The organism is Pseudomonas fluvialis (assembly GCF_002234375.1).
Lineage (GTDB): Bacteria > Pseudomonadota > Gammaproteobacteria > Pseudomonadales > Pseudomonadaceae > Aquipseudomonas > Aquipseudomonas fluvialis.
Genome location: NZ_NMQV01000002.1, coordinates 64,558 through 79,219, shown reverse-complemented (window position 1 = coordinate 79,219; position 14,662 = coordinate 64,558). Strand labels below are relative to the sequence as shown.

General features: G+C 65.1%; 10 protein-coding genes. All 10 read left to right on the top strand.

Annotation, left to right across the window (positions count from 1 at the left end):
• Nucleotides 1–109 precede the first annotated feature (109 nt).
• Nucleotides 110–1,012, top strand: coding sequence for a LysR substrate-binding domain-containing protein (locus CFY91_RS01015; RefSeq protein ID WP_093984476.1), 903 nt, complete (start codon nucleotides 110–112; stop codon nucleotides 1,010–1,012).
• 210 nt (nucleotides 1,013–1,222) lie between these two features.
• A complete protein-coding gene (locus CFY91_RS01010) occupies nucleotides 1,223–2,245 on the top strand; it encodes a putative 2-aminoethylphosphonate ABC transporter substrate-binding protein (protein ID WP_371870510.1) in 1,023 nt (340 codons plus the stop codon).
• Nucleotides 2,246–2,296: 51 nt separating this feature from the next.
• Complete coding sequence (locus CFY91_RS01005; RefSeq protein WP_093984475.1) at nucleotides 2,297–3,361, top strand: putative 2-aminoethylphosphonate ABC transporter ATP-binding protein; 1,065 nt, start codon at nucleotides 2,297–2,299, stop codon at nucleotides 3,359–3,361.
• Nucleotides 3,362–3,418: 57 nt separating this feature from the next.
• Complete coding sequence (locus CFY91_RS01000; protein ID WP_207759378.1) at nucleotides 3,419–5,104, top strand: putative 2-aminoethylphosphonate ABC transporter permease subunit; 1,686 nt, start codon at nucleotides 3,419–3,421, stop codon at nucleotides 5,102–5,104.
• 7 nt (nucleotides 5,105–5,111) lie between these two features.
• The gene (locus tag CFY91_RS00995) at nucleotides 5,112–6,005 is read left to right on the top strand and encodes an EamA family transporter (RefSeq protein ID WP_093984473.1); all 894 of its coding nucleotides are present in this window, start codon (nucleotides 5,112–5,114) and stop codon (nucleotides 6,003–6,005) included.
• Nucleotides 6,006–6,055: 50 nt separating this feature from the next.
• Complete coding sequence (locus tag CFY91_RS00990) at nucleotides 6,056–8,905, top strand: class I adenylate cyclase (protein WP_093984472.1); 2,850 nt, start codon at nucleotides 6,056–6,058, stop codon at nucleotides 8,903–8,905.
• 81 nt (nucleotides 8,906–8,986) lie between these two features.
• Entirely contained in the window at nucleotides 8,987–9,493 is a 507-nt protein-coding gene (locus CFY91_RS00985) for a sigma-70 family RNA polymerase sigma factor (protein WP_093984582.1), read from the top strand.
• A 69-nt stretch (nucleotides 9,494–9,562) separates the two neighbouring features.
• Nucleotides 9,563–10,498 carry a FecR family protein gene (locus CFY91_RS00980; protein WP_165765282.1) on the top strand — a complete coding sequence of 312 codons (936 nt, stop codon included), beginning with the start codon at nucleotides 9,563–9,565 and terminating at the stop codon, nucleotides 10,496–10,498.
• A gap of 129 nt (nucleotides 10,499–10,627) precedes the next feature.
• Nucleotides 10,628–13,450, top strand: coding sequence for a TonB-dependent receptor (locus tag CFY91_RS00975; protein ID WP_188390257.1), 2,823 nt, complete (start codon nucleotides 10,628–10,630; stop codon nucleotides 13,448–13,450).
• Nucleotides 13,451–13,504: 54 nt separating this feature from the next.
• The gene (locus CFY91_RS00970; protein ID WP_093984470.1) at nucleotides 13,505–14,629 is read left to right on the top strand and encodes a cytochrome-c peroxidase; all 1,125 of its coding nucleotides are present in this window, start codon (nucleotides 13,505–13,507) and stop codon (nucleotides 14,627–14,629) included.
• The last annotated feature ends 33 nt before the right edge of the window (nucleotides 14,630–14,662 follow it).

Below are 14,662 nucleotides of genomic sequence, written 5' to 3'. Positions count from 1 at the left end.
CCCTGGGCTTGGCCAATGCCCCAGCTTTTCTTATGACTTGTCATCGCGCTGTCACGTCGCAGCGCTTAACTGCCAAGCCCAGCCACCCGTGCATCGCATAAGGCCAGCCATGTCCAGCCTGCCACCACTCAATGCCCTGCGCGCCTTCGAGGCTTCCGCGCGCCTGGGCAGCTTTACTCGCGCAGCCGAAGAGCTGCATGTCACCCAGGCGGCGGTCAGCCAGCAGGTCAAGCAACTGGAGCAACACCTGGCCGCACGCCTGTTCATCCGCGAAGCCAAGGGTCTGCGCCTTACCGAGCAGGGGCGCAGTTACCTGCCGGCGCTGACCCAGGCGTTCCATACCCTGCGCAGCAGCACCGCCGAACTGTTCGGCGAGCGCGGCCGTACCCAACTCAACGTGCAGGCCTCCAATTCCTTTGCCGAACATTTCCTGGCCCCCCGTCTGCATCGCTTTCTGGCCGAATATCCGCGCTTTCGCGTGCGGGTCAGTTCCTCACCCTGGACCGTTTTCGACCAGCCGAACAATGCCGACGTGGAGATCTGCAACGGCTATGGCGACTGGACCAATCGCCAGGTCGAGCGCCTCACCCATGAGCACTGGCTGCTCGTCTGCAGTCCGCAGACCCTCGCCCGGCGCGGCACGCCGGGCTCGGCCCGCGAGCTGCTGGAGTGGCCGCTGCTCAGCGTGCTCGGCTACCGCGAAAGCTGGAGCCAGTGGCTGGCCGCGCAGCAGGTCAGCCTGCTCGCTCCGCCGCCCTGCCTGGAGTTCGACACCACCACCCTGGCCATGCAGGCCGTGCGTCATGCCGATGGGGTGCTGCTGACACGTAGCTTCCTGGTCGGCGATGCCCTACGACGCGGCGAGCTGGTGCGCCCGCATGCCGGCACCCTGGAAACCCGTGGCGGCCACTATCTGGTCAGCCAGGTGGGCGACCAGCGCCCCAAGGTGTTGGCCTTCTGCGACTGGCTACGCCGCGAACTGCGCATTCACCAGGCCGGGCTGGCTGGCTGAGCCGATGCCGGCCAGCCCGGCAGGCCAAGCCCACCTGGGTGCAAGCCCCAGAAAATCCAGGGCATTCGCCGCCACCTCGTCACAAAGACGCAACAGGTCCTGCCTAGCATCGCCCCAGGTGAGCCGGCCTGCGCCATAAGCACAGGTTATGCGTACCGCTCCCTGCCAACCCGACCCGTCGCGGCATGTTGCCGCCCCAGGAGATGCTTCGTGAAACCGTCCAACCGCTTGCGCCACCTGCTCGCCGCCGCCCTGACCAGCCTGTCCTGCGCGGCCGTTGCCGCCGACCAGCTGACCGTTTATACCGCGCTGGAACCGGAAGACCTGAAGAAATACGCAGACCGCTTCAACGCCGACCATCCGGACATCAAGATCAACTGGGTCCGCGACTCCACCGGGGTGATCACGGCACGCCTGCTCGCCGAAAAGAACAACCCCAAAGCCGATGCCGTGTGGGGCCTGGCCGCCACCAGCCTGAAGCTGCTGCAGCAACAGGACATGCTGGAAGCCTATGCGCCCAAGGGCCTGGACAAGCTCAACCCACGCTACGTGGACAATCAGCAGCAGCCGCAGTGGATCGGCATGGATGCCTGGATGGCCGCCATCTGCTTCAACACCGTGGAAGCGCAAAAGCACCAACTGCCCATCCCGGCCAGCTGGCAGGACCTGACCAAGCCGGTCTACCGTGGCCACGTGGTAATGCCGCACCCGGCCTCCTCGGGCACCGGCTACCTGGATGTCTCGGCCTGGCTGCAGACCTTCGGTGAAGAGCAGGGCTGGGCCTACATGGATGGCCTGCACCAGAACATCAAGAGCTACACCCATTCCGGCTCCAAGCCTTGCAAGATGGCCGCCACTGGCGAAGCGCCGATCGGCATCTCCTTCGCCTACCGTGGCGCCAAGGAAAAAAGTGCCGGCGCCCCGCTGGAGCTGATCTTCCCCAGCGAAGGCCTGGGCTGGGAAATGGAAGCCGCCGCCATCATCAAGGGCAGCCAGCGCCTGGCAGCCGCCAAGACCCTGCTCGACTGGGCGGCCAGCGAAAAAGCCAACCGCCTGTACAACGAGGGCTACGCCATCGTCGCCATGCCAGGGATCGCCCGGCCGGTGGAGCATTTCCCTGCCGAGCCGGAAAAACTGCTGATCGACAACGACTTCGACTGGGCTGCGGAAAGCCGCGAGCGCATCCTCGCCGAGTGGCAGAAACGCTACGAAGGCAAGGCCGAAGCCCAGTAACCCTGCCACGCCCCGGCCGGCGGCCGGGGCCTTTGCCACGGAGCATTCCCCATGCAGCAGAACTGCGGCAGCCGCCTGCAACTACAGGCCATCCACAAGCGCTTCGGCCACTTCACCGCCCTGGACGACATTCATCTGGACATCCAGCCCGGCGAACTGGTGTGCTTCCTCGGCCCCTCCGGCTGCGGCAAGACCACCCTGCTGCGCATCATTGCCGGTCTCGAACAGCAGAGCAGTGGCCGCCTGCTGCAGGGCCACCGCGACATCTCGATGCTGCCTCCACGCCAACGCGACTTTGGCATCGTCTTTCAGTCCTATGCGCTGTTTCCCAACCTCAGCGTGCAGGACAACATTGCCTTCGGCCTGCGCAGCCTCGGCCAGCCGAAAGCGCAGATCAAGCAGCGTGTCGACGAGTTGCTGGCGCTGATCGGCCTCGCCGACCAGGCCGGCAAATACCCCGCGCAACTTTCCGGCGGCCAGCAACAACGCGTGGCACTGGCCCGCGCGCTGGCCCCGGCCCCCGGCCTGCTGCTGCTCGACGAGCCGCTATCGGCCCTCGATGCCCGCGTGCGCGGCCACCTGCGCAAGGAAATCCGCCGCCTGCAGCAACAACTCGGGGTAACCAGCATTCTCGTCACCCATGACCAGGAAGAGGCGCTGACCATGGCCGACCGTGTGGTGGTGATGAATCATGGCGTGATCGAACAGGTCGGCACGCCCGAACAGATCTACCGCCAGCCGGCCACTCCCTTCGTTGCCGAGTTCATCGGCGCGATGAACTTCATCGACAGCCCCCGCCAGGCCGACGGCAAGGTCCGTCTGGGCGCTACCCTGCTGGACATGCCGCAGGCCGCCAGCCAGGGCGCACGGGTCCGCCTGGCGTTCCGCCCGGAGGAGGTTCAGCTGTTACCACGCCACAGCGGCGGCCTGCCGGCGTGCATCGAGCAACTGGAGTTTCTCGGCACCTTCCTGCGCGCCCGTGTGCGGGTCGCTGGCCTGGAGCCCCTGCTGACCGTGGATGTCGACCCTCGCAGCGCCCTGCACTTGCACTTGCATGTCGGGCAGCAACTGGATGCCCACCTGCCCACCGTCAACCTGCGCTGTTACGCCGCCTGACCAGCCCGCACCGCCGGCGACTGCGCCGGCCCTGCCCGAGTGTTGAAGATGTCCCAGATGTCCCTGTCCTTGCCCACGCTGCTGGTTCGCCAGGAGCGCCGCCTGCTCAGCTTGCTGTTCGTCATCCTCTTGCTGCTGTTGCTGCTGGTCCTGCCGGCCCCGCTGTTTAGCTTGCTCAGCCGGAGCCTGGCAGACGCCCAGGGCCAGTATGTCGGCCTGGCCAATTTTCGCGCCTACCTGGACAGTGGCGCCCTGCAGCGCGCCCTTGGTCATTCGCTATGGGTGGCCGGGCTGAGTACGCTGATCGTCATCAGTAGCGCCTTTGCCGCCGCCTGGGCGCTGACCCGTACCCGTTTGCCGGGGCGCGGCTGGATCCGCGCGGCACTGCTGCTGCCGATCCTCGCCCCCTCGCTGCTGCCCGCGATCAGCCTGATCTACCTGTTCGGCGAACAGGGTCTGTTGAAGAGCTGGCTGGCTGGCCAGTCGATCTACGGGCCGCTGGGCATCGTCATGGGTTCGTGTTTCTGGACGTTCCCGCATGCGCTGATGATTCTGCTCACCGCGCTGTCGCAGGCTGATGCCCGTCACTACGAAGCCGCCGAGGTCCTGCGCGCCTCGTCCTGGCGCACCTTCTTCTGCGTCACCCTGCCCAACGCTCGCTACGGTCTGGTCAGTGCCGCCTTCGTGGTGTTCATTCTGGTGTTCACCGACTTTGGCGTACCCAAGGTGATCGGCGGCAACTACGACATGCTGGCCACCGATGTATACAAACAGGTCATTGGCCAGCAGCGTTTCGAAATGGGCGCCGTGGTCAGCGTGCTGCTGCTGTTGCCGGCGCTGCTGGCGTTTCTCGCCGACCGCTGGGTGCAGCAGCGCCAGGCCGCCACCCTGACCGCCCGCGCCGTACCCTTCACGCCCAAGCCCGACCGCCTGCGCGACTTGCGCGGCGCACTGCTACTGACCCCGCCGTTGCTGTTCATCCTCGCCGTGATCGGCATGGCGGTGTATGCCTCGCTGGTCAGGTACTGGCCCTACAACCTGCAACTGAGCCTGGCCAACTACCAGTTCGAACGCCTGCTCGGCGATGGCTGGGGTAGCTACCTGAACTCCCTGCGCCTGGCCGGCCTGACCCTGCTGGCCGGCACCAGCCTGGTGTTCCTGAATGCCTGGCTGAGCCAGCGCACCCCGCAGCCCAAGCCGCTGCTCGGGGCATTCCAGCTGCTCGCCCTGTTGCCACTGGCGATTCCCGGGATGACCCTCGGCCTGGGCTACATCTTCTTCTTTAATCACCCCGACAACCCGCTCAATGGCCTGTACGGCGGTATGACCCTGCTGGTGCTCTGTACCCTGGTGCACTTTTACTCGGTACCGCACCTCAACCTGCTCACTGCCTTCAAGCAGTTGGACAGCGAGTTCGAGGCGGTCGGCGAGTCGCTGCGCGCCTCGCGGGCGCAAATTCTCTGCCGGGTCACCCTGCCGCTGAGCCTGCCGGCACTGCTCGACGTGGCGCTGTACTTCTTCGTCAACGCCATGACCACGGTATCGGCAGTGGTCTTCCTCTATGGCCCGGACAGCAACCTGGCGGCGATCAGCGTGCTTAACCTCGACGACGCCGGGCAAACCGCCGGTGCGGCCGCCATGGCGGTCTGCATCATGGCCACCTGCGCCCTGGCCAAGCTGCTGCACAGCCTGCTCGGCCTGTACCTGGTACGTCGCCAGGGAGCCTGGCGCGGCCAGGCCTGAGCGCCCGATGAGCGGCCTGAGCCTACTGCTGGTCCTGCTTTCGGCCATCGCCCATGCAGCCTGGAACCTGGCGGGCAAGCAGGCCCGCCCGGACCTGGCGTTCTTCTTTCTCGCCAGCCTGTGGGGCTTTCTGCTCGGCGCACCGCTGATCCTGCCCTTCACCTGGCCACTACTCCAGAGCATGCCCGTCACACTGTGGGCCTGGGTGGGGCTGTCCGGGTTATGTCAGGCCCTCTACCTGTGGGGGCTGGGCCAGGCCTACCAACGTGGCGAACTGTCCAGCCTGTACCCACTGATCCGCGCCGTGCCGCTGCTCCTGCTGATGCTGGCCGGCCTGCTCTGGCAGGCCGGTAATCCGTTGAGCCACGCGGCACTGGCCGGCATCCTGCTGATCGTGCTCGGCTGCCTGCTGTTGCCCATGCGGCACTTCGGCGACCTGCGCCTGCGCCACTACCTCAACCCAGCCAGCGCCTTTGCGTTGCTCGCCGCCACGGCCACCGCCGGCTATTCGCTGGTCGACGACATCGCCACCCGGGCTCTGCGCGGGTTACCCGGTGCGCACAGCGCCGCCGAGGTAGCCCTGCTCTACGTGCTCCTGCAGTCGCTGGCCGCGGCCGCCTGGCTAGGCCTGCCACTGTTGCGCCAGCAGGCCTGGCGCCGCCTCGCCGGCCAGTGGCGGAGCAGCCTGTTCACCGGAATCATGATGCCGCTCACCTACGTCCTGGTCGTCTGGGCCATGGCCTATGCCAGTCATGTCAGCTACGTGGTAGCGCTACGCCAGGTGAGTATTCCGATCGGCCTCGGGCTGGGCATCTGGCTGCTGGGCGAACCGCTGAGCCGGGCCAAGCTGCTCGGCGTCGCCCTGGTACTGGGCGGGCTCGGCCTGGTGCTGCTGGACTGAGCAACGCCGACAACTGGCGCCAACCGGAGAATATGCTTAGGCTCTGCGCCATGAGCAGAAACCAGGAAATTCGTCCGGATATCGACGACGGCATCGACCGCAAGGTGCTGGCGCAGTTGCGTGCGCGCTTTCTCAAGGTCAATGCCGGGCGCCTGCAGCGCGCCATGCTGGCGTTGTCCAGCCGCCAGCAACTGGTGCTGCGCCTGTTGCCACTGCTGTTCCACGTCAATCATCCGCTGCTCCCCGGTTATGTCTCGGCTGCCACGCCGGCCGGCCTTTCCGGCTTCGAGCCGGATGAGTCGCTGCTCGCCGAAGCACAGCGCCTGACCCGCTCCTTCGTCTACAAGCCGGCGCGCGGCAAGAGCGAGGCGCCACTGCATGGCCTGTTCCTGATGGGCAGCCTGGGTACCGTGGCGCAGGCCGAGCAGAGCGACATGGACCTGTGGGTCTGCCACGACCCGCAGCTGCCAGCCGCTGCCATCCTCGAACTGCAGCGCAAATGCCGCCTGCTGGAAGCCTGGGCGGCGACCCAGGGTGCCGAGGTGCACTGCTTTCTGATTGATCCGCAACGCTTCAGCCGTGGCGAACGCGACGGCCAGCTGACCTCCGACGACTGCGGCACCACCCAGCACTACCTGCTGCTCGACGAGTTCTACCGCACCGCCATCTGGCTGGGCGGACGCACACCACTCTGGTGGCTGGTGCCGGTATACGAGGAAGCCCGCTACCCGCAGTACACCCAGACCCTGCTGAACAAGCGCTTCGTGCGTGCCGACGAGGTGCTCGACCTCGGCCACCTGGCGCGTATCCCCGCCCATGAGTTCATCGGCGCCGGCATGTGGCAGCTGTACAAGGGCATCGAGTCGCCCTTCAAGTCGGTGCTCAAACTGCTGCTTACCGAGGTCTATGCCAGCGAACACCCGCAGGTGCGCTGCCTGGCCCTGCGTTTCAAGCAGGCGGTGTTCGCCAACCAGCTCGACCTCGACGAGCTCGACCCGTACATCGTCGTCTATCGCCGCCTCGAAGAGTACCTGCTGGAGCGCGGCGAGCAGGAGCGCCTGGAACTGATCCGCCGCTGCCTGTACCTGAAGATCGGCAAGAAACTCAGCGTGCCACCGCGCGGGCGCAGCAAAAGCTGGCAACGCCTGCTGTTCGAGCGGCTCACCGCCAGCTGGCAGTGGCACGAGCGGCAACTGGCCCTGCTCGACAGCCGCAGCCAGTGGAAGGTACGCCAGGTCGTCGGCGAGCGCCGCGCGCTGGTCAACGAACTGACCTTCAGCTACCGCTTTCTCTCCCAGTTTGCCCGCCTCAGCGAGGCCGGCAGCTCGCTGAGCAGCCGCGATCTGGGAGTGCTCGGCCGGCGTCTGTATGCCGCCTTCGAGCGCAAAGCCGGCAAGGTCGAGTACATCAACCCCGGCATTGCTCCGGATATCGCCGAAGATAGCCTGACCCTGGTGCATATGCCCGCCCAGGACGATAACCAGGACAGCCAGTGGGCACTGTTCTCCGGCAACCTGCATGCGCAGGAATGGCCGGACTACGCGCCACTCAAGCGCAGTCGCGAGCTCATCGAGCTATTGGCCTGGTGCCAGCGCAACGCCGTGATCGATGCCGGCACACGCCTGACCATCCACCCGGGCGACAGTGATCTGGGCGACTACGAGCTGAACAACCTGATCGGCAGTCTGCAGCAGGCCTTCCCCCTGCCGCTGCCCAGCGTCGCGGAAAGCGCCCTGCTGCAGGCCAGCCAGCCGCGTCGGGTGCTGCTGCTGGTGAATGTCGGCTGCGACCCGCTGAAGGCGCACAGCCAGCTGAATGTCCACCTGACCAGCGCGCGCACCGACGCACTGGGCTATTCCGGGGTACGTGAAAATCTCGTATTGAGCCTCGACCAGGTCACCCTGAACAGCTGGAACGAGCTGCTGGTCAGTCGCTACAGCGGTGCGGATGCGCTGCTCGACTGCCTGCGCGATTACCTCAACAGCCTGCCGGCCCAGGGACCGCACCCCGAGCTGCTGGTGCGCTGTTATTGCCGCAACCGGGCCAGCGCGATTGCCCAGCGCGTCGAGGAACTGTTCCGCGAAGCCCTGCAGCGTCTTGCCGAACAGCCGCCCAGTCGTCTGCTTCTGCAGATCCAGCAGCGTTACCACCTGTTGCAACTGCAGGCCGGCCAGGTACGCCACCAGAGCCTGCCCGACCTGCCCAGCCTGGTCAGCGCGCTGGGCGAAGAGCTGCCGCAGTACAGCCCGCTGCACCTCGACCGACATGCCCTGGAAGGACACGACCTGGCCCTGCTCCTGCCCTGCGGGCGTCCCGACTGCCTGCAACTGTTCTACCGGCTGGATGGCGACATGGCCGAGGTCAGCCTGCTCGACGAGCACAACGCGCTGTGGCGGCAACGCTTGCCCTTTCACGACGAGCAGACCCTGCTGACGCCCTTGCAGCGCTTTCTGCAATCCCTGCAATACCGCCACAACGCGCTGCTACCACTGAACCTGGAACTCCCCGGCAACAGCCTGGAGATTCTCTACTACGAAATCCTCCCGCCCCTGCCCGGTCGCGCCCAGCGCCTGGAGCGCCGCGCTGCCCCCACCGCGGCAGTCAACCAGGCGTTCTACGACGTACAGGCGATCGTCGAGCCGGATGACCACGCTCGCCAGCACGTCACCCTGTACTGCAACCACCGCGAATTCTCCGAGCTGGAATATGGCACGCAGCTCTACCAGGTGGTGGCCAGTCACATCCTCGCCCAGCGGCGCACCGGCGGGCGCTACCCCTGCTACATCACCGACCTCGACCTGTCACGCATCTATCCGCAGCAGCAGATGCAGACCGTGCACTACCTGCATTACAAGGTGCAGCTGGAAGACCGCCTGAACGCCGCGCTGCAGCAAGCCTGATATTATTGATAGAAATTCTTATTTGCAGTTAGAATGCCTGCATACCCCGCCCCGTAAACACCGTCTGCGGTATTGGCAGCCTTGCCCGAACAGCCCGATAAACTGGATATCTACCTTAACCATCGTGCCGCCCTGGTTGACTATGCCGCGCCCATCGTGGGCTGCCGCGCCCAAGCCGAGGACGTGGTTCAGGATGCCTGGCTGCGCTTTGCGCAGAACCCCTCGTCCAGCCTGCCGATGCGCCAGCCGGTCGGCTACCTATACCGCATCGTGCGCAACCTGGCGCTGGATGTGCAGCGCCGCTTAGGTCGCGAACGCCGCCCGGACGACAGCCAGGCCGCGCTGGGCCAACTACCCAGCACGACGCCCGATCCGGAACGCCAGGTGAGCAGCCAGGCCCAGCTGCGCCGCCTGCATCAATCCGTGCAAACGCTCCCCCCGCGTACCCGCGAGGCTTTTGCCCTGCATCGCCTGGAAGGCCTGACGCTGCAGGAAGTCGCCCGCCGCCTGGATATCTCGGTTGGCCTGGCTCACCAGCTGGTACGCGCGGCACTCAGCCACTGCGCTGAGCAGCTGGACGACCACTGAGTGCATGACGACTTGTCGCCCGCCGTCTGCGCAGCGCACACTTCACCCCCCGTCACAGGAAGACTGGCCTTGCCGCAACCGCTCGCACCCACCGCCGATGCCGAACAGCTGATCTGGCAGCAGGCCCTGGACTGGCTGCTGCTGATTCATGAGCAACACCTCGACGCCACACAGCATGCTCCCCTGCAGGCCTGGCTGGCTGTCGATCCACGGCATCGCCAGGCCTATGCACGAGCCGAACGCACCTGGCTGCTGAGCGGCCCTGCTTTGCAAGCCAGCCAGCCGCGTCCGCGCAACCGACGCTGGGCGCTAGCCAGCGCCGCGGCAGTCCTGCTCGCGGTAGTACTCGGCGGGCCTGGCCACGAGCGCAACGTGCTGCACAATGACGGCCTGCAGGTCAGCCAGCATGCGCTGGCGGATGGCAGCCAGGTAACCCTGGCCCCCGGCAGTCGCTTGCAGCTGGACTTCGCCAGCCGGCAGCGCCAGGTGCAGCTACTCGCCGGCCAGGCGTTCTTCGACGTGCATCATGACCCGCAGCGCCCCTTTCTGGTGCAGGCCGCGGCCGTCACCGTGCGCGTCACCGGCACCGCCTTCGAGGTCGCCCGACAGCCCGGCCGGATACAGGTCAGCGTGAGCAGCGGCCAGGTACAGGTCGGCAGTGCCGGACAGCCGGCACGCTATACGCTGCAAGCAGGGCAGCAACTACGCTGGACAGAAGGCAGTCGCCAAGCTGCGCTGCAGGTAGCGCCGGTCAAACAGTTGGCCAGCTGGCGGCAGGGCGTGTTGCTCGTCGAACAGCAACCTCTGCATGACGTGCTCGAGCAACTCAGGCCCTATCACCCCGGTATCGTCCTGTTGCTCGATCCTGCCCTCGGCGAACGCCGCCTGAGCGCACGACTTGACCTCACGCAGCCCCAGCAGGCCCTGCAACTGGCGCTACAACCGCTCGGCGGCGAACTCCTCTCCATCGGAGAGCACCTGACCCTGATTCGTCGGCGTCCCTGAACGCGCTGCTGCGCGAAGCATTTTTGCGCTTTTTCTGAAAATCCGTGCACCCCATTCGTCTATAGCGAACTCAGATCATTTGATTTTGATTCGCATTTAGATAAGGCGCTTTTGCCTGGGGATGAGATCATGCGTACAACCCTCCGTCGCCCACACTGGTCGACCCTCGCCACACCGGGCCTGCTCGCCCTGCTGCTCGGCCAGGCCTTGCCCAGCCAGGCTGCCACCCTGGACAAGGGACATGCCGTGGCACAACAGCAGCATCACTTCGATATCCCCAGTCAGGCGCTGGACACGGCGCTGCTGCGTTTTGCCGAACAGGCAGGCCTGCAGGTCAGTGTCGACAGCCAGCTGCTGCGCACCCGGCATAGCCCGGCCCTGCACGGCCGCTACAGTGTCGCTCAGGCCCTGCAGCAACTGCTGGCAGGCACCGGGCTGAGCTGGCGAGTGATCGCCGATAATGCGCTGCTGGTACAAGCCCCGGCCAGTGAGCAGGCCGGCAAGGTGCAACTGGACAGCACGCTGATCCGTAGCGAGCGCATCGACTACCAAGGCGAAACACGCTTCGATAGCGCGCATATCCGAGCTCTGCCGGCAGGTAATGGTGACCTGACCAGCCTGCTCAAGAGCCATCCCAACGTGCAGTTCGACAATCGCCAACAAAGCAGCAAGACACCCGGCGAAATCAGCCCGGCCAATATCAGCATCAATGGCGCACAGTTCTACCAGAACGCCTTTGTGGTCGACGGCCTGAACATGAACAACGACATCGACCCCGCCCAGGAAGAAACCCCCTACCGGTTGTTTGCAGTTCCCGGGCGCAGCCAGGGCCTGGCCCTGGACAGCGACCTGCTCGACGAACTCAAGGTGTACGACAGCAACGTGCCGGCCGCTTACGGCGGCTTCAACGGCGGGGTGGTCGAAGCCAGCACGCGTCGTCCCAGCAAGGAGCTGCATGGCCGCCTGTCCTGGCAGACCACGCGCTCGTCCTGGACCAATTACCACATCGACCCCAGCCAGGCGGAAAGCTTTGCCAACTCCAGCTCATACAACGAGCAGCCGGAGTTCGACAAACAGATCCTGCGCGGCACCCTGGAGGGTCACTTGCACGAGGATTTCGGGCTGCTCGCCAACTTCAGTCGCAAGCGCTCGGAAATGCCGTTGAGCTTCTACTCGGCACATCTGGTCGATACGTTTGGCTTTCGCGAAGAACAGCAAAGCCGCAGCATCGACAACTACTTCGTCAAGGGTGTCTGGCAGGCCAACGAGCGCCTGCTGCTGGAGTCCAGCCTGACCTATGCCCCGGAAGAGAATCACTACTTCCGTTCCAATATCGCCAACTCAGGTATCGACATTCGCTCCGGTGGCACCCAGTTCAACCTCAAGGGCAGCTGGCAAGGCGACCAGGCGCGCATCGTGCAGACGCTTGGCTGGAGCGAGCTGGAGCTGTCCCGCGATCCGGACAGCGACGACTACATGACCTGGCACAAGTCACAGAGCAAGAACTGGGGCACCAGCAACCTGACTCTGGAAGGCGAGTTTGGCGACATCGAACAGCAGCAGCGTACCTGGCAATACAAGCTGGATGTCGAGTGGCAACCCGTCACTTTGTGGGGCAGCCAGCACAGCGTGCAAAGCGGTCTGGAACTCAACCAGCAACACGTCTACTACGAGCGCCTGAGCGAAAGCAGCACCTATACCACGCCGCGCCGCACCAGCACCTGCACCAACAGTCGCGGGCAAACCGACAACGTCGCCTGCAGCCTCGGCACCACCACCACCAGCACCCCCGCAACCAATGGTTGGCCAGGCCAGTTCCTGACCCGGCGCACCCGCTATGCCACCGGCGAGTTTGCCTTCGACACAACCAGCCTGGGCCTGTACCTGCAGGATGACATTCAGCTGGGACGCCTCAACCTGCGTCCGGGCATTCGCCTGGATGACGACAGCTACATGGACCAGACCACCCTGGCGCCACGCCTGGCCATGCAGTACGACCTCCTGGGTAACCGGCAGACCCTGCTGCAGGCCGGTGCCAACCGCTACTACGGCCGCAATATCGCCGCCTGGCGCCTGCAGGAAGGTCGTAACCGCCTGCGTTACAACAACGAAGTGCGCAACTCGCTGGAAGACGACTGGTCGGTAGGCAGCCAGGCGCTCAATCAGGTGCGCTTCAACCAACTGGACATCGCCTATGACGACGAGCTGATGCTCGGCCTGCTGCAGCAATGGCAGGGCCTGGAGTTCGGCGTCAAGTATGTCCGCCGCAAAGGCCGCGATCAGGTCATCCAGGTATCGGGCAACGCGCTCGGACAGCCAGCCGACGACCCTACCCTGGCCAACAACTACACCACCTACACCAATGGTGGCAGTAGCGAGACCGATATCTACACGCTCACCGTCACGCCGCTGCAGGCCTATGCCTGGCTGGGCGCCAGCCACAGCGGCCAGCTGGCACTCGACTGGACTGATCGCCAGGCCAGTGCACCCAGCTATTTCGATGACAGCGACGCCTACCTGGAAAACCCGGTGATCCAGTACCAGGGCAATTTCATCCGCTATGCCGATCGCCCAGCCGACAACTACAACCGGCCATGGACGGCGCGTCTGACCACGGTCAGCGAACTTTCCGCGCTGAACCTCACCCTGAGCAACTTCCTGCGCTACCGTGCCGGCTACAGCAAAATCGGCGCCACGGGACAAAAGGTCGACTATCAGGGCGAGCGTGTCGATGTCTGGGACGAAGTGCAGTATGCCGCCGCCCTGACCTGGGACCTGCGCCTAGCCTGGGAGCTGCCGACAGCCCGTGAGCAGGCCGTGTTCGTCAATGTGGATGTGTTCAACCTGACTGACCGGGTCATTGTCGCCGATGCCAGCAGTGTCAACGCCACAGCCACGCCCACCTACGAGGTCGGCCGCCAATACTGGCTGGAAGTGGGTTACCGCTTCTGAACCCAGCGCCCCGGCCCAATGGCGACGGGGCGCACCTCCCATAACGAGCTCTGCATGTTTTCCTATCGCCCCCTGCTCGGCCTGTTGCTAAGCCTGCTCTGGCATGCGCACAGCCAGGCCGACCCGGCCTGTCTGACGCGCCTTGGCGCCACCCCCGACGCCGCAGGCTATGCCTGCCTGCGCGCCATATACCAGCAGCCTCCGGCGCATTGGCCGCCACCGCAAGTGGATGCAGGCGTTACCTGGCGCGAACTGGGGCCACTCCCCGAGCGCCTCACAGCGCCTGCCGGCAACCCGGACACGCCGGCCAAGGTAGCGCTTGGCGAAAAGCTGTTCTTCGACCCACGCTTGTCGCGCTCGCAGCAGATAGCCTGTGCCAGCTGCCATGAACCTGACCTGGCCTTCGCCGACGGCCGGCGCGTGTCGTTCGGTCACCAGCGTGCCGCCGGTAAACGCAACTCGCCCAGCGCCGCCAATGCCGGACTGGTACAGCCACTGTTCTGGGATGGACGCGCCGCAGACCTGGAAAGCCAGGCGCTGATGCCCGTCAGCGACCCGCTGGAGATGGCCTTCAGCAGCGACGAACTGGTGGTACGTCTACGCAATAGCCCGGACTACCCGACCTTGTTTCGCAAGGCCTTTGCCGATCCAGCCCCACTGCGGGCCGAACAGATTGCCCAGGCACTGGCCAGCTACCAACGCAGCCTGCTACCACGCAACAACCGTTTCGACCTGTTCCTCCAGGGCCGCCAGCAACTGCTCAGTGACCAGCAACTGCACGGTCTACACCTGTTCCGCGGCAAGGCGCGCTGCATGAACTGCCATTCCGGCCCGGCGCTCAGCGACAATCGCTTCCACAACCTCGGCCTGACCTATTACGGACGCCGCTATGAGGACCTCGGTCGCTACCTGGTGAGCGGTCGCGCCGAAGATGTCGGCGCGTTCCGTACCCCGTCGCTACGCCAGGTCAGTCGCACCGGCCCGTGGATGCACAACGGTCTGTTCCGCCAGTTGGAAGGCATACTCAACCTGTACAACGCCGGCATGCCCCGCCCGCAACCGGCCAACGCACAACAACGCGAGGATCCCCTGTTCCCGAAAACCTCTCCGCTACTCCAGCCTTTGCAGTTGCAACGCGCCGAACTGCAAGCCTTACGCGCTTTCCTCGATACGCTGTAGCCAGTAAAGGATGTCTGGATTTTTCTTTGCTGG

Excerpts from the sequence above, each read along its gene's own strand:
- CFY91_RS00990 (WP_093984472.1), top strand. The coding sequence starts at position 6,056 with ATGAGCAGAAACCAGGAAATTCGTCCGGATATCGACGACGGCATCGAC.
- CFY91_RS01000 (WP_207759378.1), top strand. The coding sequence starts at position 3,419 with ATGTCCCTGTCCTTGCCCACGCTGCTGGTTCGCCAGGAGCGCCGCCTG.
- CFY91_RS01005 (WP_093984475.1), top strand. The coding sequence starts at position 2,297 with ATGCAGCAGAACTGCGGCAGCCGCCTGCAACTACAGGCCATCCACAAG.
- CFY91_RS00970 (WP_093984470.1), top strand. The coding sequence starts at position 13,505 with ATGTTTTCCTATCGCCCCCTGCTCGGCCTGTTGCTAAGCCTGCTCTGG.
- CFY91_RS00995 (WP_093984473.1), top strand. The coding sequence starts at position 5,112 with ATGAGCGGCCTGAGCCTACTGCTGGTCCTGCTTTCGGCCATCGCCCAT.
- CFY91_RS01015 (WP_093984476.1), top strand. The coding sequence starts at position 110 with ATGTCCAGCCTGCCACCACTCAATGCCCTGCGCGCCTTCGAGGCTTCC.
- CFY91_RS00975 (WP_188390257.1), top strand. The coding sequence starts at position 10,628 with ATGCGTACAACCCTCCGTCGCCCACACTGGTCGACCCTCGCCACACCG.